This is a genomic window from Streptomyces solicavernae (assembly GCF_029968095.1).
Taxonomy (GTDB): Bacteria; Actinomycetota; Actinomycetes; order Streptomycetales; family Streptomycetaceae; genus Streptomyces; species Streptomyces solicavernae.
In genome coordinates, this window is the sequence record NZ_JASCIR010000008.1 from 87424 (window position 1) to 111483 (window position 24060).

A 24060-nucleotide genomic window follows, 5' to 3' on the forward strand; every position below is an offset into this window, starting at 1 on the left:
AGGACCGTCTCCCCGGGGCCGGAATCCGAACCGGCGGCCGCGCTACGACGCCCGCCGCCCCCGCCTCAACTGCCATACGAAATAGGGCGTTCCGATCAGGGCGGCCAGCAACCCCGACGGGATCTCCGCCGGGGCCAGCACCACGCGGCCCGTCACGTCCGCCGCCACCATCAGGGTCGCGCCGAGTACCGCCGCCGTGGGCAGGAGGCGGTGGGTGCGGGAGCCCGTGAGCATGCGGGCGGCGTGCGGGGCGACCAGGCCGACGAAGGCGACCGTGCCGACCACCGCCACCGCGCACGCCGCGAGCGCCACCGCCAGGGCGAGCACCGCGAGGCGGGTGCGCTCCAGGGGGATGCCGAGGGTGCGCGGGGTGTCCTCGCCGAGGGCCAGGAGGTCCATGCGGCGGAAGGAGAGGAGCAGGAGGGGGATGCCGGCCAGCGCCACCACCGCCAGGAGGGACAGGTCCGTCGTGTCCCGCGCGTACGTCGAGCCCGACAGCCACGTCAGGGCCTGCGCGACCTGGAAACGGGCGCCCGACACCAGGTAGTTGGTGGCCGCCGTCGTCAGCGCGAAGCAGCCGATGCCGACCAGGACCAGGCGTTCCGGGGCCACCGACCCCTGCCGGCGGGACAGCCCGTAGGTGAGCGCGAACGCCGCCGTGCCGCCGACCAGGGCCGCCACCGGGAGCAGCGCGTACGGGACGGTCGGCAGGGCCACGAGGATCAGGGCCGCGCCGAAGCCCGCGCCGCCGCTGACGCCCATCACCGTCAGGTCGGCGAGCGGGTTGCGGGAGACCGTCTGGACGATGCCGCCCGCGACCGCGAGCAGCGCGCCCGCCAGTGCGGCCACGAGGAGGCGGGGCAGGCGGTACTCCAGGACGACCGGGCCGAGGAGTGCGTCCCCGCCGCCGGTGAGGATCTGCGGGATCTGCGGCCAGGGGACGGATACGTCGCCGAGGACGAGTCCCGCGTACAGCGCCACGCACAGCACGGCGCTGCCCGTCGCGAGGACCGCCGGGAAGGACAGGCGGCGCCGACCGGGGGACAGCACCGTGCCCGGCGCGGCCGGTTCGGCGGGCAGGCGGCGGGCCAGCCACAGGAAGACCGGCGCGCCGAAGAGGGCCGTGACGACGCCGGCCGGGACCTCGTTGCCCGTCGGGGACGTGACGCGGGCGAGCAGGTCGGCGGCGAGGAGCAGCGTCGCGCCCCACAGCATCGCGGCGGGCAGGAGCACGGCGTGCTTGCGTACGCCCGCGAACCGCACCAGGTGCGGGGCGGCCAGGCCGATGAAGCCGATCGGGCCGGTCACCGAGACCGCGATCGCCGCCATGAGGACGGAGAGCAGCACCGTCAGCATGCGCGTGCGGCCCACGTGCACACCGAGTGCGCGGGCCGTCTCGTCGCCCGTGCCGAGGATGTCGAGGGAGCGGGCGAGCAGCAGCCCGGCGAGCAACCCCGCGCCGAGCAGCGGGAGTACGGCCAGGGAGCGGTCGCTGTCGGCCACCGCGAGGGAGCCGTGGCCCCAGAAGAAGATCGCGCCGGTCTCCTCCTGGAACAGCATGACGAGCACGGCCGTCACCGACGACAGGGCGAGGGTGACGGAGACGCCCGCGAGGACCAGGTGCGCGGGCCGGCCCCGGGCGCCGCCCGCGACCGTGTGCACGAGCGCGGCGGCGAGCAGCCCGCCGACGAACGCGACGCCGCCGCGCGGCAGATCACCGAGCGACAGGCCGGTGATCGCGGCGACCGCCACCGCGAGATAGGCGCCCGCCGTCACCCCGAGCGTGTCGGGCGCGGCCAGCGGATTGCGTACGGAGGACTGCAGGAGCGCGCCGGACAGGGCGAACGCGGCACCGGCCGCCAGACCCGCGAGCGTGCGCGGCAGCCGGCCGCCGAGCAGCACGGACCGCACGTCCGCGTCGTCGGAGCCGAAGAGCAACCGGACCAGGTCGAACAGGCCGGTGTCGCTGCGGCCGTGGCCGAGGTGGAGCGCCGTCACCAGAAGCAGCGCGAGGACACCGCCCAGAACGACCGCGACCGGCCCGGACAGTGAACGGGCTGTCCGGACCGGCGCGGATCCGGCCGCGTCCACGGGCTTCTCAGGAGCTGTGGAGGTCATCGATCCTGTTCGATCAGTGGGTCAGAGGTCACCCGGGCAGAGGTGCACCCGGGCGGAGGTCACTTGGTCGGCGGTCACTTGGTCGGCGGTCACTTGGTGAGGGCGGTGGCGATCTCGTCGGCCGCCTGGGCCGTCGAGTACGGGCCGCCGAAGAACCAGGTGCCCGGGTCGAGGGCGTGCACGCGGTCCTCCTTCACGAAGTCCAGGTTGTTCCACAGGGCGTTCTTCGGCAGTGACTTGGCGAACACGTCGTCGTCCTTCGCGGCGACATAGACGAGCGAGGACTTCTCGACCGGCTTGAAGCCCTCGATGTCCACCTTGCTCATGCCGTACGCGTCCGCCTTGCCGTTCCAGCCGTTCTTCAGGCCGAGCTTCGGCAGCAGCGCGCCCGGGATGGTGGACTCGGTGAGGATCTCCACGGTGGCGGCGCCGTCGGTGGTGTAGCCGCGGGCGACGGTGACCTTCTCGCCGTCCTTGCCGCCGTCGGCGACCTTCTTCTTCGCCGCCGCGATCTTCCTGTCCAGGTCCTTGAGCGCCTGGTCCGCCGCGTCCTCCTTGCCGGTGGCGGTGCCGAGGGTCTTCAGCGTCGCCCGCATCTCCTCGAACTCGCTGTCCGTCGCGTACGGGTCGAACATCAGCGTCGGCGCGATCTCCTTCAGCTGCTTGAGGTTGGCCTCGGAGCGGATCTTCGACGTGACGATCAGGTCCGGCTTCAGCGCCTTGATCGACTCCAGGCTGGGCGCCTGCCGGGTGCCGACGTCCTTGGTGGACTTGTCGAAGCGCGGCCCCGCCGTCACCCACTGGTCGTACATCTTGATGTCGGCGACACCGGCCGGCTGCACGCCGAGCGCGAGCAGGTCCTCGGCGTACGTCCACTCCAGGGCGACGACCTTCTTCGCCGGGCCGTCGAGCTTCTGCTCGCCCTTGATGTCCTTGACGGTGATCGAGCCCTTGCCGGAGCCCGCCGTGTCCTTCTTGTCGGAGCCGCCGCCCCCGGCCTGCTCCGCGGCGGAGCCGCAGGCGGAGGCGGTGAGGGCGAGGGTGGTCGCGGCCAGCAGGGCGGTGAGGGTTCTGCGCATGGATGCGGTTCCTAAGCGGGAGTGGGTGAGCGGATCAGGAGGCAGCCGCGGGCGCGGGCTCGCGCCACGTCGGCAGACAGGTGGGGACACCTGTGTGCGGGTCGAGGGAGACCGTCGTCTCGATGCCGAAGGCCGTACGGATCGTGTCGACGGTGAGCGCCTCGGCGGGCTCGCCGCGGGCCACGATCCGGCCGCCCGCGAGCACCGCCATGGAGTCGGCGTACGCGGCGGCCTGGTTCAGCTCGTGCAGGACGACGGCCACGGTGATGCCGTGCTCGTCCGCCAACTTCCGTACCAGACGCAGGACTTCGATCTGGTAGCGGATGTCGAGGAATGTGGTCGGCTCGTCCAGGAGGAGCAGCCCGGTGCGCTGGGCCAGGGCCATCGCGATCCAGGCACGCTGCCGCTCGCCGCCGGACAGCTGGTCCAGGGGGCGCTCGGCGAGCGGGTGCAGCTTGGTCGCGTCGAGCGCCCAGCCGATCGCCTCCCGGTCCTCCTCGCTGGTCGAGCGGGCCAGGACGCCCTGGTGCGGGTGGCGGCCGTACGCGACCAGCTCCTGCACGGTGACGCCCGCCGGGATCAGCGGTGACTGGGTCAGGAAGCTGAGCTTGCGGGCCAGTTCGCGCGGCTTGTACGCGTCCAGGTCCCGGCCGTCCAGGACGATCGCGCCGGACTGCGGGGCGTGCAGCCGGGCCAGGGCGCGCAGCAGCGTGGACTTGCCGGAGCCGTTCGGGCCGACCAGGGCGGTCACCTCGCCCGGCGTCAGCTCCAGGTCGATGTCCCGGGCGACCGGCTCACCCCCGTGCCCGAGGGTGAGGCCCTTCGCGCTGATCTCGACACTCATCAGGCCTGCTCCGCAAGGGGGTTGGGGACGGTGCCGTTGGGCCGCAGGGCGTGGCGCAGGGCGCGGTCCACGTACTTGGTGACGACGAGGCGGTCCGTGTTGAACGGGTAGCGCGGGAAGGCGTCGGCGAGCATGTCGAACTCCGCGAACCGGTCCGCCTTCTCCGGGAACTGCTTGTGGTACGTGAGCACCGCGTCCCGTACCAGCTGCCAGAACTTGGCGTCGTCCACGCCCAGCTGCTCGGCGGCAAGGGGGGCCAGGTAGCGGAAGTGGCCGAGGAGCAGCTGGTCGACGACGTGCTGGCGGATCACGATCGGGTTCTTGCGCGGCAGCACGTGGTCGTAGCCGTCCGGCTCGGGGCCGCGCTCCGGGACCGGGGTGTGGGTGACCGACACGTCGTCCACGAAGTCCTTGAGGAACAGGCGCCGCGGGACGTCGTTCTCGTCGTATCCGATCAGGGTGTTCTGGCCGTGCGGGTTGAACGTGATGCCGTACGTGTACATCACGTGCAGCACCGGGTGCAGAACCGTCTCGAAGAGCCTGCGCAGCCAGTCCTCGGCCGACAGGCCGGAGGCGCGGGCGAGTTCGGCGGCGAAGGCCGTGCCCTGCTCGTCGACGTGCAGGAGCGAGGCGAAGGTGCGGACCCGCTCGTTCTCGTCCTTGCGGGAGGAGACCGAGTCGCGCCAGATGCAGCCGAGCGCCTCCAGGTGCTGGTACGGCATGTCCGGGACGCGGTCCAGGTACGGGTGGCGCACGGTCACCGAGGCGATCTCGCCGAGGAACACGGTCCGCAGGTCGTCGCGGAGCACCGGGTCCTTGTCGAGCAGACCGGTCAGCCACTGGGTGGTGACGGGGGCGCCCTGCGTGCAGTGCGGCGGGATACCGCGCCAGATCAGGGTGTTGACGATCTTCAGCGGGAGCTTCACGTCGTACCGCTCACGCTTCGCCATGTTCGTCATGGTGCGCACCGACTGCTGCGGCAGGTAGCCGTCCTTGGACGCGCCGAGCGGGATGATCCGGTCCTGCGCGACCTCGCCCGCGTACAGCACCTGCACGGCGTGGTCCCACTGCCAGGGGTGCACGGGCATCCACACGTACGCGTCCGGGTCGCAGCCGCGCGCCTCGATGACCGTACGGAAGCTCCGGATCTCCTCCGGGCCCAACTCGTGGGCGGCGACGCCCTGTTCGCTCAGCTCCGAGGTGCCGCGGAACTCGGCGAGACCGCGGTGCACGGCGATCCACTGCAACTGGACGAGCTGCTGCGACTCGGGGGCGTACGCGCGCACGTCCGAGGCGGAGAAGCCGATGCGGCCCTTGTTCGCGGCGAGCGTGGGGTGGCCCGTCATGTGGCACTCCAGCTCGGCATGGCCCAGCTTGGCCAGCTCGGCCGCGCTCGCACCGCCGTGCTCGATCCGGGCGGCGTCCACGGCGAGGGTCGCGGACAGCTCGGTGAGGTACATGCCGAGGGTCGGCGCGTCCGTGCCGATGGTGTCCGCGCAGTCGACCAGGAACTGCTGCGCGTCCCAGGCCGGGGTGGATATCTCGTTGCCGAGCAGACCGGCGGCGCCGCGGGTGACTGAATCCTTGTCGGCTTGCCAACCGCCGAGCGCGCCCTGTGTCGCCGCGAAGACGTACGACACCCCGCTGTCCAGGTCGACCCGGTAGCGGCCGCCCTCAAGCGCTTCGGGCTTGATCAGTTCCTCGAACGCGAACTCCGACAGGGTCTTGGCGAGCAGCCGACGATTCGCCTCGCGCCAGGACTCCGGCGACACGTCGTGGAGTTCGGGGACGGGGTGCGTGCTCATGCGGGTCGTGCCTTTCGGTCGGGGTGAGCAGGGCGAGGAGTGTGAGGAGGGCCGCGCCTGCGAGGAGGGGGCCGGTGAGGTCGGCTTTCGCGGTGAAGGTGGCGAGGAGGGGGGCGAGGAGGAGACCTGCGGTCTGGGCGGTGGCGATGAGGCTGTACGAAGCGCTGTTGCCCGAGGTTTTCAACACCCTGTGGTCCAGGGTCACTTGGCTGAGGCCCAGGGCGGCGCCGAACAGGACCCGGGCGGCGCCCAGGACCACTGGGTCCGCGGTCATCGCCTGCCACGCCAGGCCGGCTGCGCCGAGGGCGAGGGCGGTGGGGAGGAGGGCGCTCCCGAGCCTGTTGCGCAGGGCGCTTGCTGCGGGGAGTACGGCCAGTACGGCGATGTGGGGGAGTACGAAGAGGAGTGCGGCCTCTTGCGTGCTGCTGCCTCCGGCGGTTGCGTACTCGGTGAAGTACGGGCGTACGGCGTAGACGGCGACGGCGTACGCGAGGACGAACGCTGCAAGGTGGGCCACCCTGGGCTTGTCCGATTGCGCACCCGGCGCCGTGGGCTGTGCCCATCGCCCTGCGGAACGCCTGCCCACAGCGGCTACAGCGGTGACGAGCAGCAGCAGGCCCAGTTCCGCCACCGCAAGGAGCGGGAGTGCCGTCCTCGGGTTCGGGACCGTCACCACCACCGTGCCCAGGAGCGTCGCCGCGATGGAGGCCGCGTGCAGGACCGCCACGTACTGGAGGACCCCCGGGAAGAGGCCCTTGCCGTGGCTTCGGGCGATGGACGGGTACGCCAGGAGCACCACCGACTTCGCCGCGATCAGCAGCACGGAAAGGACCGTGAACGTCGTGAAGTCCGGGGCCAGGGCGAGCGACGCCGCCAGGAGTACCGCCGCGCTCTGGCCGGCCGTGACCAGGCGGGCCAGCGGGTAGCGGCGGGTCGCCCGGCCCCAGAGGGGGAGGGCGAAGATCGCCGCCAGCTGGCACACCATCAGGAAGCCGCCGGTCGCGCCGAACTCACGCACGCCGAACGCCTCCCGGAACAGCTTCGGGTAGAACGGCGCGAGCGCCGACTGCGTGGCCATGTGCAGGCCGGCCGCGCACAGCAGCACCCCCCGGTTCACGCGCTGCGCTCGCGGACCATGAACGCGGCCCGCTTGTCCGGCAGGTCCAGCTCGCGGACCTTGCGGAACCCGGCACGCTCGAAGGCGCGCACCGAGCGGACGTTGCGCACGTCGGGTTCGGCGACGACGCGTTCCGCGTACGGCTGGACCGCGAGCTGCCAGTCCGAGACCGCGCGCAGGAGCCGGGCGCCGAGGCCGCGGCCGCGGAAAGCGGACGGGCCGAGGAGAAGGTGGACGCCCGCGTCGCGGGGCTTGGCCGCGTAGTGCGCGGCGAGCGGGTCGAGGTCGGCGCGGTACAGCTCCCAGTAGCTCATCGGCGTACCGTCGACGCAGCCCAGGTACGGGGTCGAGTGGGTGCTGGCGCGCTGTTCGCGCAGGTAGGCCTCGATCTGCTGTTCCGGGAGCGGCATCTCCCAGAAGCGCGCCACCTCAGGGTCGTTCATCCAGCCGTGCACGTCGGCCAGATCGCCGACCGGGTCGACGGCGCGCAGCGTGAACACGCCCTCGTCGAGGTCGGTCCGCATCGCGCCGGCCGTGGAGGTCGTGGTCATCGGGCCGCTCCGGCAAGGGGGTTGGCGAGGTCCACGTACACCGACTGGGCCTCCAGGGGGCCGGTCAGCTCGTCCATGCCGTGCACGCGGGTGAGCAGGTTGGCCTTGCAGCGCAGGGTCGCGGCCGTACGCAGGGTGGTGGCGAGGCGGAGCCGGTCGCCGTGCTCGGCGGCCAGCTTGCCGAGGGTGTCGGCGGCGCGGCGCAGAAGCGCGTCCTCGTCGGCGAGGCCCTGCGAGCCGAGGGCGCCGACCATGCCGAGCATGTTGTTGATGCCGACGTAGTAGGCGAGCCGTTCGTCGATGATCTCGTCGTCGACGTACGTGCCGAGGTCCCGGCCCACCTCCGGGACCCAGCCGTAGAGGGCCGTGGAGCGGGTGGGGGAGAAGTAATAGCCCTGGTTGTCGCGGTAGCGGCCGCCGGCCGGCCGGCCCTCCTCGTCGAGGACGACCAGGGTGTTCTGCTGGTGCGCCTCCAGGCCCAGGCCGTATGTGGCGTACAGCCACAGGACGGGGGTGACGATGTGCTGGAGGTAGCGGTCGAACCAGTCCTCGGCCACGTCCGTGATGCTGCGGCCGGTGCGCTCGGCGAGGCCGCGCACCACGGTCGCGAGCTGTGAGGGCGCGTCCGGGCCGAGGTCGGGCCGGGGCGCGACCAGGCCCGCCGCGCAGACCGCCTGGACGGGCTCCGAGGCCGGGAACGGGTTGTCGCGAACCACGACGTCCAGGCCCGTCGGGGAGCCGTCGGTGGCGTCCACGGCGATCCACGCCGGGTCCCGCACGATGTCGAAGCCGGGGTGCTCGGCGCGCAGCGTGTCCCCGAGCCCGGCCGCGAGCAGCCGGTCGACGGCGGCGCCGCGCTCCAGCTCCACGCGCATGTTCTCGCGCCGGGAGTTGGTGATGCGCAGGCCGAGCGAGAACTTCAGCATCACCGGGGCGTCGGCGCGGTACAGGGTGCGTACGGAGGACGTCGGCGACCACTCGGGTCCTGCCCGGCCCAGGTCGTGCAGCAGCCCGGCGTCGAGGAGGGCGCGCACGGCGGGCCGGGTGACGATGTCCTTGGCCTGCCACGGGTGCGCCGGTACGAGGACGGTGCCTTCGGGGGCCCGTACGGAATCCTCGGCCAGCTCGGTCATCAGGCCCTGCGCGGTGCGGCCCGCGAGCGTCGAGTCGGCGCTGATCACCGACGGGTCGGCGGCGAACCAGTGCAGCGCGAACGAGCCGCGCAACTCCGGGGAGTAAGCGCCGAGTTCGGCGTCCGTCAAGCCCTCGCGGGACTTCGGCGTGGGGTGCAGCGGGTGCCCGGTGATCAGGGCCTGCTCGGCGGCGAGGAACGCGGTCGTGCCCTCGGGGTCGGCCGGCTGCCCGGCGCGCTGCCGCACGAACTCCGCGGTACGGCGCGTGGAGTCGGCGACCCGCCCCGTCAGGTCGGCCACCTGGGCCGGGTCCGCGGCGGCCGTCTCGACCGCGATCAGGGCGGCGAGCGCGGACGCGGCGAGCGGGGTGCCGGTGCCCTGCACGTGGGCGGGGCCGAAGCGGTGCCAGCCGACGGGCGACCAGTACCGGACGGGGGCCTCGACCGTGACGCCGGAGGCGGGCAGGGGCACCGTCAGGAGGTCGTCGGCGGGCCGGGGCACCGCGGTCTCGCGGATCCAGCAGCGCAGCAGGTTCTCGGTGGCGGCGGCGTCGGCGGCGGTGTCGGCGGTCGCGGTGTCGGCGGTGTCAGCGGCGGCGGTGTCGGCGGTCGCGGTGACCGCGGTCGCGGTGTCTGCGGTGGCCGGCGGCGAGCTGCTCATGTCTTTCTCTTCCTGTAGCGAGCGGTCCGACGGCCGTGTGGTGTGACGACGGTTCGGACGGCCCGATGAATAACTTAGGTAAGGCTTACTTGGCGCGCAAGCCCTGGTGTCCGCTCTCCTGTGCCGCTTCCCGCGCCGGCCGCGCGCCCGCGGGCGCAAGCCCGAAGGACGTGAACGCCGTCCGCTCGGGCAGCGGGTAAAACGCTTTGCCCGTCAGGGAGTTGAGGATCACGGCGGACCGCCAGGCGGCGAGGCCCAGATCCGGCGCACCCACCCCGTGCGTGTGCCGCTCCGCGTTCTGCACGTACACCGAACCGCCCACCTCCTCGTCGAGGGCGAGCCGGTACTGCGCGTCGATGTGCGGGCGGCCCGAGCCGTCCCGCGCCAGGTGCGGGAGCAGCGGCTCGACCAGGCCGTCCACCGGACGCTCCGCGTACCCCGTCGCGGCCACCACGGCGTCCGTCACCAGGTGGGCCTCGGCGCGCTGCTGGGCGTGGCTGAGGCCGAGCCGGAGCCGGCCGCCGCTGCGCTCCGCCGACTCCACGGCCACGCCCGGGGTGAGCGCGGCGTCCGGCCAGCCGCCGTCCAGGGTGCGCAGATACAGCTCGTCGTGGATCTCGCCGAGCGTGTCCCCGCTGACGCCCTTGTGCAACTGCCACTGCCGCGGCATGAGTTCGTCCCGCACTGGCTCGCTCAGGCCGTGGAAGTAGCGCGTGTAGTCCGGCGTGAACTGCTCCAGGCCCAGCTTGCTGTACTCCATCGGCGCAAAGGCTTCCGTACGGGCGAGCCAGGTCAGGCCCTCGTTGCCCTGCGGGCGGTGCCGGAGCAGGTCGAGGAAGACCTCCGCGCCCGACTGGCCCGAGCCGACCACCGTGATGTGCTCGGCGGCCAGCAGCTCCGGGCGCCGCGCCAGGTACTCGGCCGAGTGCCACACCGGCGCCGCCGGGTCGTCGGCCAGGGCGCGCAGGGCCTGCGGGACCTTCGGCGCCGTCCCCACCCCGAGCGCGAGGTGCCGGGCGAAGAAGCGGCCCACGCCCTCCGCGCCGCCGTCCGCGTCGAGCCGCGTGAAGCCCACCTCGAACGCGCCGCGCCCCGCGTCCCAGCGCACCGTGTCCACCTGGTGCCCGAACCGGCACGACGGCAGCTGACCGCTGACCCAGCGGCAGTACGCGTCGTACTCGGCGCGCTGGATGTGGAACCGCTCCGCGAAGTAGAACGGGAACAGCCGCTCCCGGGTCTTGATGTAGTTCAGGAACGACCACGGGCTGGTTGGCTCCACCAGGCTCACCAGGTCCGCCAGGAACGGCACTTGGAGCGTGGCGCCCTCGATGAGGAGGCCCGGGTGCCAGTGGAACGACGTGCGCTGTTCGAGGAAGGCGGTACGCAGGCCCGGCACGCCGTCGGCGAGCGCGGCGAGCGACAGGTTGAAGGGGCCGATGCCCACGCCGACCAGGTCGAAGGTCTCCTCGTAGCCCTTTTCGTAGCCCTTTTCGTAGCCCTCTTCGTAGCTCTCTTCGTAGCCCTGTTCGTAGGTGTCTGCGTCGGGTGCGGTGCTCACTGGGGGACTCCCTGGGTGCGGGTCCGGGTCCGGAGGTCTGCGGTGGACTGCGGAGGTACGGGGGCGGGGGCGGGGCGCGGGGCGGCGGCCGCGCTCTCCTCGGCCGCGCAGTGCGCGACCAGCTTCAGCAGGGCCGCGAGGTCGGCGGCGCCCGTGCGCGGGTGCAGCAGCGTGGCCTTCAGCCACAACTTCCGTTCGCCGCCCTCGGTTTCGGGGTCCTCGGCGACCGCCCGGCCGACCACGCCGCGCCCGTCGTCGAGCAGCCGCCGCCGTACCGCCGCGACCAGGGCGTCCCCCTCCGCCGCGGGCAGCGCGTCGGCGGCGCGCGGGCGGAACAGGACCGTGCTGATGCCCGGCTCACCGGCCCGCACCCGCAGCTCCGGGTGCGCCTCGACGGCCGCGGCGAACTCCCGGGCGGTCCGCACGCAGTGCTCCACCAGGTCGCCCAGGCCCCTGCGGCCAAGGGCGCGCAGCGTCACCGCGATCTTCAGGGCGTCCGGGCGGCGCGAGGTGCGAATGGACCGGCCGAGCCAGTCCGGCAGGCCCGCCTCGGTGTCGTCGTCCGCGTTCAGGTAGTCGGCCTGGAACGACAGATGGCCGATGTCACGGGCGTCCCGTACCGCGAGAATGCCCGCCGCGACTGGCTGCCAGCCCAGCTTGTGCAGGTCGAACGTGACCGACGCGGCCCGCTCGATCCCCGCGAGCCGGGGCGCAAGGGCGTCGCTGAAAAGGAGCGGTCCGCCGTACGCGGCGTCCACGTGCAGCTCGGCGCCGTGCCCGGCCGCGACGTCGGCGAGCTCGGGCAGCGGGTCGATCAGACCCTCGTCCGTGGTGCCCGCGGTGGCGACGACGAGCACCGGCATCCCGGCGTACGCGCCGAGCACTTGGTCCAGGGAACGCGGGTCCATCCGGCCCGCCGGGCAGTCCACAAGCGCCGGGGTCGGCAGGCCCAGCATCCAGGCGGCGCGCTGCACGGAGTGGTGCGCGTTCGCCCCGCACACCACCTGCACCGTGCGCTCCCCGGCCGCCCGCGCGCGCTCCCTCGCGAGCAGCAGCGCCACCAGGTTGGACTCGGTGCCGCCGCTGGTGATCAGCGCGTCCGGCGGCTCGCCCGGGCCCGGATAGACCAGCTCCGCAAGGGACTTGGTCACCTCCTCCTCGACGGCACCGGCCGCCGGCGCCTGGTCCCAGGAGTCCATCGACGGGTTGAGCGCCGACGCCGCCAGGTCGGCCGCCGCCGCGACGGCAAGCGGCGGGCAGTGCAGATGCGCCACGCAGTGCGGGTCGGACGGGTCGGCGGCGCCGCGCGCCACGGCCTGCACCAGTCCGCGCAGCGCGGCCTCCGCCCCGATGCCGTCCACGGGCAGTACGGGCGAACAGTGGGCCCGTACGTCGGCGGCGACCGCGTCCGGGCCGCCCGCCGGGAGCGGTCCGCCGCGCTCCACCGCGCCGTCGGCGAGCGCGCCGAGCACGATGTCCGTCAACGGGCCGAGTGCGGCGGGCCCTTCAGTGGACCCGGCGACGCTCGCGGGATGCACGGCCGCTTTGGTGATCTCCTCGTCGTTCACTCGGCACGCTCCGCGTCCCGCAGCGCCGCGGCGGACTCGCGCCGCTCCTGGCGGGCGAGCAGGTGGTCGGGCGGCTCGGGCGAGGTGGGGTCGGTTACCTCGGGTGGGGTGTCCTCGGGTGGGGTGTCCTCGGGTCGGGTGTCCTCGGGTGGGGTGACCTCGGGTGGGGTGACCTCGGGGGAGGTGTCGAGGCTCATGAGACGGTGCCCTTCGGTGCCGCGAACTCCTGGAAGGCGATGGCCTTCTCGACGGGGTAGGCCTCCCGGCCCAGGAGCTCGGCGATGATGTACGAGTTGCGGTAGGCGCCCATGCCCAGGTCGGGGCTGGTGATGGAGTGCGTGTGCGCGCCGGCGTTCTGCAGGAACACGCCGCGCCCGGTGGTGTCGATGCTGTAGTTCCTGGCCACGTCGAAGCGGCCCTGGCCGTCGAAGCGCAGCCGCTCCCGTATCGGATCGAGGAACTCCGGGACCCGGTAGCGGTAGCCGGTCGCGAGGATCAGGCCCTCGGTGCGCAGCCGGAACTCCTCGCCCTGCTCCTCCTGGCGGAGGCCGAGCACGTACTGGCCCGAGTCCCGCTCGTAACGTGCCTGCTGCAGCGCCGTGTTGGTCATCAGGCGGGTCGGCACCGGGCCCTTGACGTTCTTCTCGTAGAGCAGGTCGAAGATCGTGTCGATCAGGTCCCCGTCGATGCCCTTGAACAGGCCCTTCTGGCCGCGCTCCAGGCGGTAGCGGGTCTCCTCGGGCAGCGCCCGGAAGTAGTCGATGTACTCCGGGGAGGTCATCTCCAGGGTGAGCTTGGTGTATTCGAGCGGGAAGAAGCGCGGCGAGCGGGTGACCCAGTTGAGCCGGTAGCCGTACTCGTCGATGGAGCTCAGCAGGTCGAGGTAGATCTCGGCGGCGCTCTGCCCGCTGCCGACCAGCGTGATCGACTCCTTCCGCACCAGGTCCCGCTTGGCGTGCACATAGCCGGAGTTGTGGATGAAGTCCCCGCCGATCCCTTCGCACGCCTCCGGCACATACGGCGGCGTCCCGGTGCCGAGCACCAGGTGCCGGGTGCGGTACGTGTCCCCGGCGGCCGTTTTCACCACGTACAGCCCGTCCTCGTACGCGACCTCCGTGACCGTCGTGCCGAAGCGCACGGACGGCAGCTGAGCGGCGGCCCAGCGGCAGTAGTCGTTGTACTCGGTGCGCAGCGGGTAGAAGTTCTCGCGGATGTAGAACGAGTACAACCGCCCTGATTCCTTCAGGTACTTGAGGAAGGAGTACGGCGAGGTCGGGTCGGCGAGCGTGACCAGGTCCGACATGAACGGCGTCTGCAGATGCGCGCCCTCCAGGAACATGCCGGAGTGCCAGTCGAAGTCCGGCTTGGAGTCGAGGAACAGGGCGTCCAGCTCGTCGAGCGGCTCGGCCAGACAGGCGAGCCCGAGGTTGAACGGCCCGAGGCCGATACCGATCAGGTCGTACGGCTCACGGTTCTCACGAGGCTCGGACAAGGGAGTCTCCCAGGTACTGCTCGGCGTGGCCCGCGATCAGATCGAGGACTGCGGCGATGTCGGCGGTGGTGGTCTCGGGGTTGAGCAGGGTGAACTTCAGGTAGTGCCGCCCGCCCGCCTTCGTACCGGCGACGATCGCGTCCCCGGAGGCGAACAGGGCCTTGCGGGCATGGAGGTTGGCGCGGTCGATCTCGGCCGGGTCGGCGATGCTCTGCGGGATGTACCGGAAGACAAGCGTCGACAGCTGCGGCTCCACGACCACGTCGAAGCGCGGGTCGAGGGCGAGCAGCCGCCAGCCGTCCGCGGCCAGCTCGCAGACCTCGTCGAAGAGCTCGCCGATCCCGTCGGCGCCGAGCACGCGCAGCGTCATCCACAGCTTCAGCGCGTCGAAGCGGCGTGTGGTCTGCAGCGACTTGTCCACCTGGTTCGGTATCCGCTCGGCGACGGTGCGCCGCGGGTTGAGGTAGTCGGCGTGGTACGTGGCGTGTCGCAGCGTCTCCCGGTCCCGGACCAGCACTGCGGATGAACTCACCGGCTGGAAGAACGACTTGTGGTAGTCGACGGTCACGGAGTCGGCCCGCTCGATCCCGTCCAGCAGAGGCCGGTTCTTCAGCGACACGAGCAGCCCGCAGCCGTACGCGGCGTCCACGTGCAGCCAGGTGTCGTGCAGTCCGGCCAGCTCGGCGATCTCGGGCAGCGGGTCGATGGAGCCGAAGTCGGTGGTGCCGGCGGTGGCCACGACCGCCATCGGCGTCAACCCGTCGCGCGCGCACTTCTCCAGCTCGTGGGCGAGGGCGACGGTCAGCATCCGCTTGTTGCGGTCGCAGGGCACGGACACGACGGAGTCCGCGGGCAGGCCGAGCAGCTTGGCCGACTTCTGCACGCTGAAGTGGCTGCACTCCGAGGCGAACACCCGGAGTTTCGCCGGGTCCTCGGTCTTGCACTCCTCCCTCGCGAGCAGCAGCGCCTCCAGGTTGGACTGCGTACCGCCGCTGGTGAACACTCCGTCGGCCGCCGGGCCGAGGCCGATGCGCTGGGCGGTCCAGTCGATCAGGCGGCGCTCGATCAGGGTGGCGCCCGCGGACTGGTCCCAGGTGTCGAGGGAGGAGTTGACGGCGCTGAGCACGGCCTCGCCGAGCACCGCGGGGATGACGACGGGGCAGTTGAGGTGGGCGAGGTAGCGCGGGTGGTGGAAGTAGACGGCGTCGCGCAGATAGGTCTCTTCGAGCTCGTCCAGGGCGGCGGACGGGTCGTGCAGCGGGCGGTCCAGGTCCACGGCGTCGATGGTGGGGGCGAGCCGCTCGGGGGTGATCCCGGTGAACGGGCCCTGGACTCCGGCGATTCGGGCCGCGACGCGGTCGGCGCCTTCGGCGATGCAGCGGCGGTAGGCCTCCGCGTTCAGGCCGTTGAGCAGATGGGCCCTGGGCGCGAGGAGACTCATGAACGGTCCTCCCAGAAAGGGGACGTTGGGCCACGCCCGCACGGGGCGGGCGCAGCTCCGAGGCAGTGGGCTTAGGTTAGCCTAACCTTAAGTCCCTGCTCCATGGCAGGCTCATAGGTTCACTCGCCCACCGGGGGGCGCGCCAGGGGCGCTCGGGCGCACGCCGCGGCATGACGATGCCCCCGTACGGACCGTCGTACGGGGGCATCGGGTTGGGGGTGTGGTGGTTTGGGGGCTGTGGTGCTTTGGGGGCTGTGGTGGCAGGTGTCTAGCCCGCCTCGGCCTCAGTCCGCAGGGCGTCTTCGGAGGCGCCGAGCCGCCAGTATCCGGTGAACGTGACCGCCCTGCGGTCAAATTCCCGCTCCCGGACAAGGTGGCGACGCAACGCCTTGACGGTTCCGGCCTCCCCGGCGATCCAGCAGTACGGTTGGGCCTCGGGCAAGGAGGCGGCCCGAACCGCCTCAACGGTCCGTTCCGTCCGATGCGCACCCGACGCCTCCGTGACCTCGCGCACGAGCCATGTGATATCCGCGTCGGCCTGAGTCTTCAGCTCCAACTGATCGCTGGAGGAGGGCGCTTCGAGCCACACCCTGGCCCTCGTTCCGGCCGGAAGCGACTCCAGAATCGAAGCCGCCGCAGGCAACGCTGTCTCATCGGCCCATATCAACACCCACTCGGCGCCTTCGGGGAGCCGGAACCGTATGCCGCTGTTGTCCGGGCCCGTCGGCCCGAGCACCGCGACCCGGTCGCCCGGCTCGGCCCGCTCCGCCCAGGCGCACGCCGGACCGCCGTCCGGATGCACCGCGAAGTCGATGTCCAACTCCTCGGCGGGACTGCGGCGTTGCTCGCGCGCCGTGTACGACCGCATCACCGCACGGGTGTCCTCCGGCATCGCCCGGTACGCCGCATACCAGCCCGCCGGGTCCTGGCCGTCGGCCTGCGGCAGCTCCGGCTCGGCCTGGCCCGGCCGCGGCAGGAACAGCGACAGGCTCTGGTCGAGCCCGCCGGACCGGAACGCGCCGAGCCCGGGCCCGGTGAACGTGACCCGCACGAGCGACGGCGACAGCCGCACCACCCGCTCGACCTCAAGCCGGAACAGCCGGTACGGGTCGAAAGCGCTCTGCGCAGCCGTCACTTGGCGACCCTCTTCGCGTCCTCGATGGCCTTCGCCAGGTCCTCAAGGATCGGCGCGCACTTGTCGTACGAGTAGATCGGCTCGGTGACGCGGGGGACGACCTGGCCTGCCTTGACGGCGGGCAGCTGCTTCCAGGTCGGCTTGGACTTGTCGAGGTCGGCGGGCTGGATGGCCGAGGTGCGGTTGTCCATCATGATGACGTCCGCGCCGTACTTGTCGACGTTCTCCCAGCTCAGCTCCTCGAAGAAGCCCTGCGCGTTCACCTTCGGCCTGACGAACTTCACGCCGAGCTCCTCGAAGTACCGGGTGTCTGCGGACGTCTCCGCCAGCGAGACGTAGAAGAGGTCCGCGCCGGCCGAGCCGATCATGACCTTGATCTCCGGCTTGGCCTTGGCGGCCTGGCGCAGCCGCTCGGCGGCCTTCTCGAACCGGGCCTTGGCGTCGGTGACCTTCTTCGCCTTCAGGTCCGCGCCGAGCGACTCGGCGAGGTCGGCGCGGCGCTGCAGGGCCTTGGGCATGCTGGTCTCGGCGGCCCACAGCGCGACGCTCGGGGCCAGCTTCAGGATCTTGTCCTTGGACTCGTCCGGCACGTACCAGAGGGCGTCCTTCAGCCACATGTCCGTGATCAGCAGCTCGGGCGCAAGCGCCGCGTACTTCTCGACGTTGAACTGGCCCCACTCGTTGCCGAGGATCTCCACCTTACTGATGTCCATGTCTCCGGCCTGGACATCGGGCTTGCCGTCCTTGCCCTTGGTCGGGCCGAAGACACCCTTGACCTTGATGCCGTAGTCGTACAGCGCGGCCGCGGTGCCGGTGAACGCCACGATGTTCTTCGGCACCGCGTCCGTCTTCACGGTCTTGCCGCGGTCGTCCTTGAAGGACCAGGAGCCCTCCTTGCCGCCGCCGGACTCCGAGCCGCCGTCCGCCTTTTTGTCACCGCAGGCGGTGAGCAGAGCGCCGAGGGATACGGCACTTCCCGCGGCGAGGAGGCTGCGACGGGAGGGGCGGACGGCTCGGGAGAGGGGCATGACGTGACTGCTTTCGTGGACGGGACGGCAACCTGGCGCGATCTCGCGTTAGGTTAACCTAACCTAAGGTCGCACTGGGGTACGGGTCCAGCCCCCGACTTGCCCTCAAGGGCCCTCTTGAGGGGCGCGGGGAACTGCGCGGTCTTTCTCAGGGGCGCGGGGAACTGCGCGGTCTTTCTCAGGGGCGCGGGGAACTGCGCAGTCTTTTTTAGGGGCGCGGGGAACTGCGCAGTCCTTGAGAGCAACCGCGACGGTGCAGCAGGCGAGAGACGACCGGTGCAGCCCGGTGGGGGCTGGGGCTCAACCAGTGAGCCCCAACTCCCGAGCGATCAGCATCCGCTGCACCTCACTCGTCCCCTCCCCGATCTCCAGAATCTTGGAGTCCCGCCACATCCGCGCCACGGGGAACTCGTTCATGAACCCGTACCCCCCATGGATCTGCGTGGCCTCCCGCGCGTTGTCCACCGCCACCGTCGACGAGTACAGCTTCGCCAGCGCCGCCTCCTTCTTGAACGGCTCCCCGCTCACCAGGCGCGAGGCCGCGTCCCGCCAGGACAGGCGGGACGTGTGCGCCTTCATCTCCATGTCGGCCAGCTTGAACTGGATCGCCTGGTTGTCCCCGATCGGCCGCCCGAAGGCCCGCCGCTCCTTCGCGTACCGCAGCGACTCGTCCACACAGCCCTGCGCCAGGCCCGTAGCCAGAGCGGAGATTGCGATCCGGCCCTCGTCCAGAATGCGCAGGAACTGCGCGTACCCGCGGCCCTCCTCGCCGAGCAGGTTCTCCACCGGCACCCGTACGTCCGCGAAGGACAACTCCCGGGTGTCCGAGGCGTTCCAGCCGACCTTCGAGTACGGTGCCGCCACCGTGAACCCGGGCGTGCCCGACGGCACGATGATCGACGAGATCAGCGGCTTGCCGCTCTCGGTCCGGCCGGTCACCGCGGTCACGGTCACCAACCCGGTGATGTCCGTACCGGAGTTGGTGATGAAGCACTTCGAGCCGTTGATCACCCAATCGTCGCCGTCCCGCACGGCCGTCGTCCGCGTGCCGCCCGCGTCCGAACCGCACTCCGGCTCCGTGAGCCCGAACGCGCCAAGCATCTCGCCGGAGCACATCCGCGGCAGCCACTCCCGCTTCTGCTCCTCGGTGCCGAAGCGGAACACCGGCATCGAGCCGAGCGACACCCCGGCCTCCAGGGTGATCGCCACCGAGGAGTCGACCCGGGCCAGCTCCTCCAGGGCGATGCCGAGGGCGAGATAGTCCCCGCCCATGCCGCCGTACTCCTCGGGGAACGGCAGCCCGAACAGGCCCATCCGCCCCATCTCGCGCACGATCTCGTACGGGAACTCGTGCCGCTCGTAGAAGTCGCCGATCTTGGGGGCGACCACGTCGTGCGCGAACTCCTCGACGGTGCGGCGCAGTTCCTCGTGCTCGGCGGAGAGCCGGTGGTCCAGAGACATCGTGGTCACTCCTCGGTTTTCTTGGCGGCCTCGTGGGCCTCGGTGTTCTGCGGCTGGGGCTTCGGCTGTGGCTGGGGCTGTGGCCTCGGCTGTGGCTGGGGCTTCGTCTGCGGCTGCCGCTGCCGCTGCTGTGCGGCGGTGCGCAGGGGTGTTTCCGGCTGGTCCGCCGCGGCGCCCGCGAGGGCTCGGACGGTGCGGGACGGGCTGGGTCGGCCCAGCTGTCCGGCGAGCCAGGTGCTGGTGGCGGTGAGTGCGGTGAGATCGACCCCGGTCTCGATGCCGAGGCCGTGCAGCATCCACACCAGGTCCTCGGTGGCGAGGTTCCCGGTGGCGCTCTTCGCGTACGGGCAGCCGCCGAGCCCGCCCGCGGAGGCGTCCACGGTGGTCACGCCGTGCTGCAGGGCGGCCAGCGTGTTGGAGAGCGCCTGGCCGTAGGTGTCGTGGAAGTGCACGCCGACGGTCTCGGTGCCCACGCCCTTCTCGGCGAGCCCGGTCAGCAGGGCGCGCACATGGCCCGGTGTGGCCACGCCGATGGTGTCCCCGAGGCTCAGCTCGTCACAGCCGAGCTCCATCAACTCCTTGGCCACGCCGACCACTTGCTCGACGGGGACGGGGCCCTCCCAGGGGTCGCCGAAGCACATCGACAGATAGCCGCGCACATGCACCCCGGCAGCCTTCGCCCGCGCCACGACCGGCGCGAACATGGCCAGGGACTCCGCCACCGAACGGTTGAGGTTGCGCCGCGCGAACGACTCCGTGGCGGAACCGAAGACCGCGATCCGGCGCGCCCCGAGGTCCAGGGCCCGGTCGAGCCCGCGTTCGTTCGGCACGAGCACCGGCAGGTGCACGCCCTCGATGTCGCCGAGCAGGGGGAACAGCTCCTCGGCGTCGGCGAGTTGGGGGACCCACTTGGGGTGCACGAAGCTCGTCGCCTCGACCGTGCCGAGCCCGGCGGCGGCGAGGCGGTGCACAAACTCCGCCTTGACGTCGGTCGGCACTGTCGCCTTCTCGTTCTGCAGCCCGTCCCGCGCGCCCACCTCGTGGATCCGCACGCGAGCCGGGAGCCCGGGGGCGGGCACGGTCATGGGGAGGGCGGCGGTGGCGGTGGCGGTGGCGGTGTCGGTGTGGGTGCGGGTGGCGGGGTCGGTGCGTGTGCCGGTGCGGGTGGCGGGGCCGGTCTCGGTACGGGTGCCGGGGCCGGTGCCTGTGCGCGTGCCGGGGCCGGTGCCTGAGCGGGTGCCGGTGCGCGTGCCGGGGCCAGTGTCGGGTTCGGTGGTCATCGCGCCGCCTCCTCGTGCTTCGGGGCAGCCTCGGCGTCCGCCGCGGCCCCGGCGGCGTCCTCGTCGGGTGCGACCACCGCGAGCACCTGGTCCATGGCGACCGTCGTCCCGGGCGTGACGTCGAGTTCGGTGACGGTGCCCGCGTGCGGCGCGGAGATGACGTGTTCCATCTTCATCGCCTCGACCACCAACAGGCTCTGCCCCGCGGCCACCTGATCGCCGACGGCCACCTTCACCACCGTGACCGTGCCGGGCATCGGGGCCGTCATCGCGTCCACCCCGGCATGCGCGGCGCCGGTGAGCGAGGCCGCGACTCTGTCGTACGACTGCACGTGCCAGGCGTCGCCGTCCCGGCCCAGCCAGTCGTCCGCGCGGTGGAAGGTGTGCGTGACGCCGTCCAGGGTGACCGTCACGCGGTCCTCCGTGACGCGGGCGCTCTCGTCGCGCACCGCGCGCGCGACGGGTTCGAGTCCTGGTACCCGGAGGTCGAAGTCGAGCGGAGTGGGCCTGCCCCCGAGCCGCCAGCCCGACGGCACCGAGAACGGGTCGACCCAGCCGCCGACCTCCGGCGTCAGCTCCGCCCGGCGCACCGCGGCCGCAGCCTCGTACACCTCGTCCGGCACCGAGGCGTCCACCAGCTCGTCCGCCACCCGCTCGACCAGTCCGGTGTCCAGCTCCCCGGCCACCACGGCCGGGTGGGCGAGCAGGCGGCGCAGGAAGCCCGCGTTGGTCGGCACGCCGAGGGTGACCGTGCGGGCGAGGGCAGCCCGCAGCCGGCGCAGAGCGGTGGCCCGGTCCGGGCCGTACGCGATCACCTTGGAGAGCATCGGGTCGTAGAGGCTGCCGATCTCCGTGCCTTCGGTGAGCCCGGAGTCCGTGCGCACCCCGTCGCCCTGCGGCTCGCGCAGTGCGAGGACCGTGCCGCCGGAGGGGAGGAACCCGCGGGCCGGGTCCTCGGCGCAGATCCGGGCCTCCACCGCGTGCCCGTCGAGCGTGATGTCGTCCTGGCTGTAGGGAAGCTGCTCACCGGCGGCGACGCGCAGCTGCCACTCCACCAGGTCGATCCCGGTGATCAGCTCGGTGACCGGGTGCTCCACCTGGAGGCGGGTGTTCATCTCCATGAAGTAGTACGCCGAGGGGTCGTCGCCCGGCACGATGAACTCCACCGTGCCCGCGCCGACGTAGCCGCAGGAGCGGGCCGCCTGGACCGCGGCCTCGCCCATCGCCGCGCGCGTGGCCTCGTCGAGCAGGACCGAGGGGGCCTCCTCGATGATCTTCTGGTGGCGGCGCTGCAGGGAGCACTCACGCTCGCCGAGGTGGACCACGTTTCCGTGGGTGTCGGCGAGGACCTGGATCTCGATGTGCCGCGGCCGGTCGACCCAGCGCTCCACGAGCAGGGTGTCGTCACCGAAGGAGGCCCGTGCCTCGCGCCGGGCGGCGGCGATCTCCTCCAGGAGCGCCGACTCCAGACGCGTCAGCCGCATGCCCTTGCCGCCGCCGCCCGCCGAGGGCTTGAGGAGCACCGGCATGCCGATCTCCCTGGCCGCCTCGGCCAGTTCGTCGTCGCTCAGGCCGGAGCCCGAGGAGCCGGGCACCACGGGGACGCCGGCGGCGCGCACGGTCTGCTTGGCGCGGATCTTGTCGCCCATCAGGGAGATGGCGTCGGCTGGCGGCCCGATGAACGTCAGCCCGGCCTCCGCGCAGGCCCGCGCGAAGGCGGCGTTCTCCGCGAGGAATCCGTACCCGGGGTGCACCGCCTGGGCGCCGGTCCGGGTGGCCGCTTCCAGGAGCCGCTCCACCGACAGATAGCTCTCGGTCGCGGGCGGCGGCCCGATGCGCACCGCCGTGTCCGCCTCGCGCACATGCCGGGCGTCGGCGTCCGCGTCGCTGAACACGGCCACCGAGCGCACCCCGAGCTCGCGCAGCGTGCGGATGACGCGGACCGCGATCTCACCGCGGTTGGCGACGAGGACCGTGTCGAACATCGGCGCGGCGGGCGCAGCCCCGGAACGCGGGGCGCTGGACGTGGAGGTCGTGGAAGTCGTGGAAGTCATGGTCCTCACATCCGGAAGACGCCGAAGCCGGGCGCCGCGTCGTCCTTCTCGGGCAGGGGGGCGTTGGCGCAGGCGGTCAGGGCGAGCCCGAGCACCTGGCGGGTCTCCAACGGGTCGATCACGCCGTCGTCCCAGAGCCGGGCCGTCGCGTAGTAGGCGTTGCCCTGGTTCTCGTACTGCGCGCGGATCGGGTCCTTGAAGGCCTCCTCGTCCTCGGCCGGCCAGGACTCGCCGCGCGCCTCCAGCTGGTCGCGCTTGACGGTCGCGAGCACCGAGGCGGCCTGCTCGCCGCCCATCACGGAGATCTTGGCGCTCGGCCACATCCACAGGAAGCGCGGCGAATAGGCGCGGCCGCACATCGAGTAGTTGCCCGCGCCGTACGAACCGCCGACGACGACCGTCAGCTTCGGCACGCGCGTGGTGGCCACCGCCGTGACCATCTTGGCGCCGTGCTTGGCGATGCCGCCCGCCTCGTAGTCCCTGCCGACCATGAAGCCCGAGATGTTCTGCAGGAACAACAGCGGGATGCCGCGCTGGTCGCACAGCTCGATGAAGTGCGCGCCCTTCTGGGCGGATTCGGAGAACAGGATGCCGTTGTTGGCGACGATGCCGACCGGGTGGCCGTGGATCCGGGCGAACCCGGTGACGAGCGTCGTGCCGTACTCCGCCTTGAACTCCTGGAAGCGGGAGCCGTCCACCACGCGCGCGATGACCTCCCGGACGTCGTACGGCGTGCGCGAGTCCACCGGCACCGCGCCGTAGAGCCCGAACGGGTCGACCTTCGGCTCCTCGGCCGGGGTCACGGTCCAGGGGAGGGCCCCGCGAGCGGGGAGCGTCGCCGCGATGTTCCGCACGATGCGCAGCGCGTGCGCGTCGTCCTCCGCGAGGTGGTCCGTCACGCCCGAGGTGCGCGAGTGGACCTCGCCGCCGCCCAGCTCCTCGGCGGTCACCACCTCGCCCGTGGCCGCCTTCACCAGCGGCGGGCCTCCCAGGAAGATCGTGCCCTGGCCCCGCACGATCACCGCTTCGTCGCTCATCGCCGGGACGTAGGCCCCGCCTGCCGTGCACGAGCCGAGCACGGCGGCGATCTGCGGGATGCCCCGGCCTGACATCTGCGCCTGGTTGTAGAAGATCCGCCCGAAGTGCTCGCGGTCGGGGAAGACCTCGTCCTGCATGGGCAGGAAGGCGCCGCCCGAGTCCACCAGGTAGATGCAGGGGAGGCGGTTCTCCAGGGCCACCGCCTGCGCGCGCAGGTGTTTCTTGACCGTCATCGGGTAGTAGGTGCCGCCCTTGACCGTGGCGTCGTTGGCCACGATCACGCACTCGCGGCCCGAGACCCGGCCGATCCCGGCGATCACCCCGGCGGCCGGTGCGTCCCCGCCGTACATCTCCTCGGCCGCGAGCGGGGCCAGTTCGAGGAAGGGGGAGCCGGGGTCGAGCAGTGCGTCCACCCGGTCCCGGGGCAGCAGCTTGCCGCGCGCCACATGCCGGGCGCGGGCCTTCTCACCGCCGCCCGCCTCGGCCCGCGCGAGCCTTCCGCGCAACTCCTCGACGAGGGCGCGATGTGCCGACTCGTTGGCCCGCCAGGCCTCCGAGGCCGGATCCGCCCCGCTGTGAAGGACCGGTGCCTGCTGCATCGCCTGAGCCCCCTTGCTCGTACGACTGACTGCCCGTGCGCCGCACGGGACCGCGCAGCGACGTTAATGACCGTTAACTCGCTCCTCCAGGTTAACGAC

Annotated in this window: 17 protein-coding genes and 1 pseudogene; all 18 read right to left on the bottom strand. The window is 72.0% G+C overall.

Annotation, left to right across the window (positions count from 1 at the left end):
• Positions 1–42 precede the first annotated feature (42 nt).
• Positions 43–2118, bottom strand: a complete 2076-nt coding sequence (locus tag QIS99_RS12350) for an iron ABC transporter permease (RefSeq protein WP_282513267.1) — start codon at positions 2116–2118, stop codon at positions 43–45.
• A gap of 89 nt (positions 2119–2207) precedes the next feature.
• On the bottom strand, positions 2208–3197 hold the full coding sequence (locus QIS99_RS12355; protein ID WP_282513268.1) for an ABC transporter substrate-binding protein: 990 nt from the start codon (positions 3195–3197) through the stop codon (positions 2208–2210).
• A 34-nt stretch (positions 3198–3231) separates the two neighbouring features.
• Entirely contained in the window at positions 3232–4041 is an 810-nt protein-coding gene (locus QIS99_RS12360; protein WP_282513269.1) for an ABC transporter ATP-binding protein, read from the bottom strand.
• Entirely contained in the window at positions 4041–5813 is a 1773-nt protein-coding gene (locus QIS99_RS12365; protein ID WP_282513383.1) for an IucA/IucC family protein, read from the bottom strand. The genes QIS99_RS12360 and QIS99_RS12365 overlap by 1 nt, the downstream gene beginning before the upstream one ends.
• Positions 5716–6963 carry an MFS transporter gene (locus QIS99_RS12370; RefSeq protein ID WP_282513270.1) on the bottom strand — a complete coding sequence of 416 codons (1248 nt, stop codon included), beginning with the start codon at positions 6961–6963 and terminating at the stop codon, positions 5716–5718. The genes QIS99_RS12365 and QIS99_RS12370 overlap by 98 nt, the downstream gene beginning before the upstream one ends.
• Positions 6960–7514 (bottom strand): GNAT family N-acetyltransferase, encoded by a 555-nt coding sequence (locus QIS99_RS12375; protein ID WP_282513271.1) that lies wholly within the window; start codon positions 7512–7514, stop codon positions 6960–6962. Before QIS99_RS12375 ends, QIS99_RS12370 begins: the two co-directional genes overlap by 4 nt.
• Complete coding sequence (locus QIS99_RS12380; protein ID WP_282513272.1) at positions 7511–9307, bottom strand: IucA/IucC family protein; 1797 nt, start codon at positions 9305–9307, stop codon at positions 7511–7513. Before QIS99_RS12380 ends, QIS99_RS12375 begins: the two co-directional genes overlap by 4 nt.
• An 85-nt stretch (positions 9308–9392) precedes the next feature.
• On the bottom strand, positions 9393–10751 hold the full coding sequence (locus QIS99_RS12385; protein ID WP_408909545.1) for a lysine N(6)-hydroxylase/L-ornithine N(5)-oxygenase family protein: 1359 nt from the start codon (positions 10749–10751) through the stop codon (positions 9393–9395).
• 110 nt (positions 10752–10861) lie between these two features.
• Complete coding sequence (locus QIS99_RS12390) at positions 10862–12433, bottom strand: pyridoxal phosphate-dependent decarboxylase family protein (protein WP_408909539.1); 1572 nt, start codon at positions 12431–12433, stop codon at positions 10862–10864.
• The gene (locus QIS99_RS12395) at positions 12430–12630 is read right to left on the bottom strand and encodes a hypothetical protein (protein ID WP_282513273.1); all 201 of its coding nucleotides are present in this window, start codon (positions 12628–12630) and stop codon (positions 12430–12432) included. The genes QIS99_RS12390 and QIS99_RS12395 overlap by 4 nt, the downstream gene beginning before the upstream one ends.
• On the bottom strand, positions 12627–13925 hold the full coding sequence (locus tag QIS99_RS12400; protein ID WP_282513274.1) for a lysine N(6)-hydroxylase/L-ornithine N(5)-oxygenase family protein: 1299 nt from the start codon (positions 13923–13925) through the stop codon (positions 12627–12629). The genes QIS99_RS12395 and QIS99_RS12400 overlap by 4 nt, the downstream gene beginning before the upstream one ends.
• Positions 13909–15366, bottom strand: coding sequence for a pyridoxal phosphate-dependent decarboxylase family protein (locus QIS99_RS12405; protein ID WP_282513275.1), 1458 nt, complete (start codon positions 15364–15366; stop codon positions 13909–13911). Before QIS99_RS12405 ends, QIS99_RS12400 begins: the two co-directional genes overlap by 17 nt.
• Before the next feature lie 268 nt (positions 15367–15634).
• Positions 15635–16501 (bottom strand): siderophore-interacting protein, encoded by an 867-nt coding sequence (locus tag QIS99_RS12410; RefSeq protein WP_282513276.1) that lies wholly within the window; start codon positions 16499–16501, stop codon positions 15635–15637.
• The gene (locus tag QIS99_RS12415) at positions 16498–17529 is read right to left on the bottom strand and encodes an ABC transporter substrate-binding protein (RefSeq protein ID WP_282513277.1); all 1032 of its coding nucleotides are present in this window, start codon (positions 17527–17529) and stop codon (positions 16498–16500) included. Before QIS99_RS12415 ends, QIS99_RS12410 begins: the two co-directional genes overlap by 4 nt.
• 300 nt (positions 17530–17829) lie before the next feature.
• A complete protein-coding gene (locus QIS99_RS12420) occupies positions 17830–18990 on the bottom strand; it encodes an acyl-CoA dehydrogenase family protein (RefSeq protein WP_282513278.1) in 1161 nt (386 codons plus the stop codon).
• Between the two features lie 170 nt (positions 18991–19160).
• A pseudogene (locus tag QIS99_RS12425) lies at positions 19161–20075 on the bottom strand (hydroxymethylglutaryl-CoA lyase); the annotation flags it as partial.
• A 191-nt stretch (positions 20076–20266) separates the two neighbouring features.
• Entirely contained in the window at positions 20267–22255 is a 1989-nt protein-coding gene (locus tag QIS99_RS12430; RefSeq protein ID WP_282513386.1) for an acetyl-CoA carboxylase biotin carboxylase subunit, read from the bottom strand.
• Positions 22256–22329: 74 nt separating this feature from the next.
• Positions 22330–23961: a carboxyl transferase domain-containing protein gene (locus QIS99_RS12435; RefSeq protein ID WP_282513279.1), complete on the bottom strand. Its 1632-nt coding sequence runs from the start codon at positions 23959–23961 to the stop codon at positions 22330–22332.
• Positions 23962–24060 lie beyond the last annotated feature (99 nt).

What these genes read in the sequence shown, in the direction of transcription:
- QIS99_RS12350 (WP_282513267.1), bottom strand. Translation starts at nt 2,118, where the DNA reads ATGACCTCCACAGCTCCTGAGAAGCCCGTGGACGCGGCCGGATCCGCG.
- QIS99_RS12355 (WP_282513268.1), bottom strand. Translation starts at nt 3,197, where the DNA reads ATGCGCAGAACCCTCACCGCCCTGCTGGCCGCGACCACCCTCGCCCTC.
- QIS99_RS12360 (WP_282513269.1), bottom strand. Translation starts at nt 4,041, where the DNA reads ATGAGTGTCGAGATCAGCGCGAAGGGCCTCACCCTCGGGCACGGGGGT.
- QIS99_RS12375 (WP_282513271.1), bottom strand. Translation starts at nt 7,514, where the DNA reads ATGACCACGACCTCCACGGCCGGCGCGATGCGGACCGACCTCGACGAG.
- QIS99_RS12380 (WP_282513272.1), bottom strand. Translation starts at nt 9,307, where the DNA reads ATGAGCAGCTCGCCGCCGGCCACCGCAGACACCGCGACCGCGGTCACC.
- QIS99_RS12395 (WP_282513273.1), bottom strand. Translation starts at nt 12,630, where the DNA reads ATGAGCCTCGACACCTCCCCCGAGGTCACCCCACCCGAGGTCACCCCA.
- QIS99_RS12405 (WP_282513275.1), bottom strand. Translation starts at nt 15,366, where the DNA reads ATGAGTCTCCTCGCGCCCAGGGCCCATCTGCTCAACGGCCTGAACGCG.
- QIS99_RS12415 (WP_282513277.1), bottom strand. Translation starts at nt 17,529, where the DNA reads ATGCCCCTCTCCCGAGCCGTCCGCCCCTCCCGTCGCAGCCTCCTCGCC.
- QIS99_RS12420 (WP_282513278.1), bottom strand. Translation starts at nt 18,990, where the DNA reads ATGTCTCTGGACCACCGGCTCTCCGCCGAGCACGAGGAACTGCGCCGC.
- QIS99_RS12430 (WP_282513386.1), bottom strand. Translation starts at nt 22,255, where the DNA reads ATGTTCGACACGGTCCTCGTCGCCAACCGCGGTGAGATCGCGGTCCGC.
- QIS99_RS12435 (WP_282513279.1), bottom strand. Translation starts at nt 23,961, where the DNA reads ATGCAGCAGGCACCGGTCCTTCACAGCGGGGCGGATCCGGCCTCGGAG.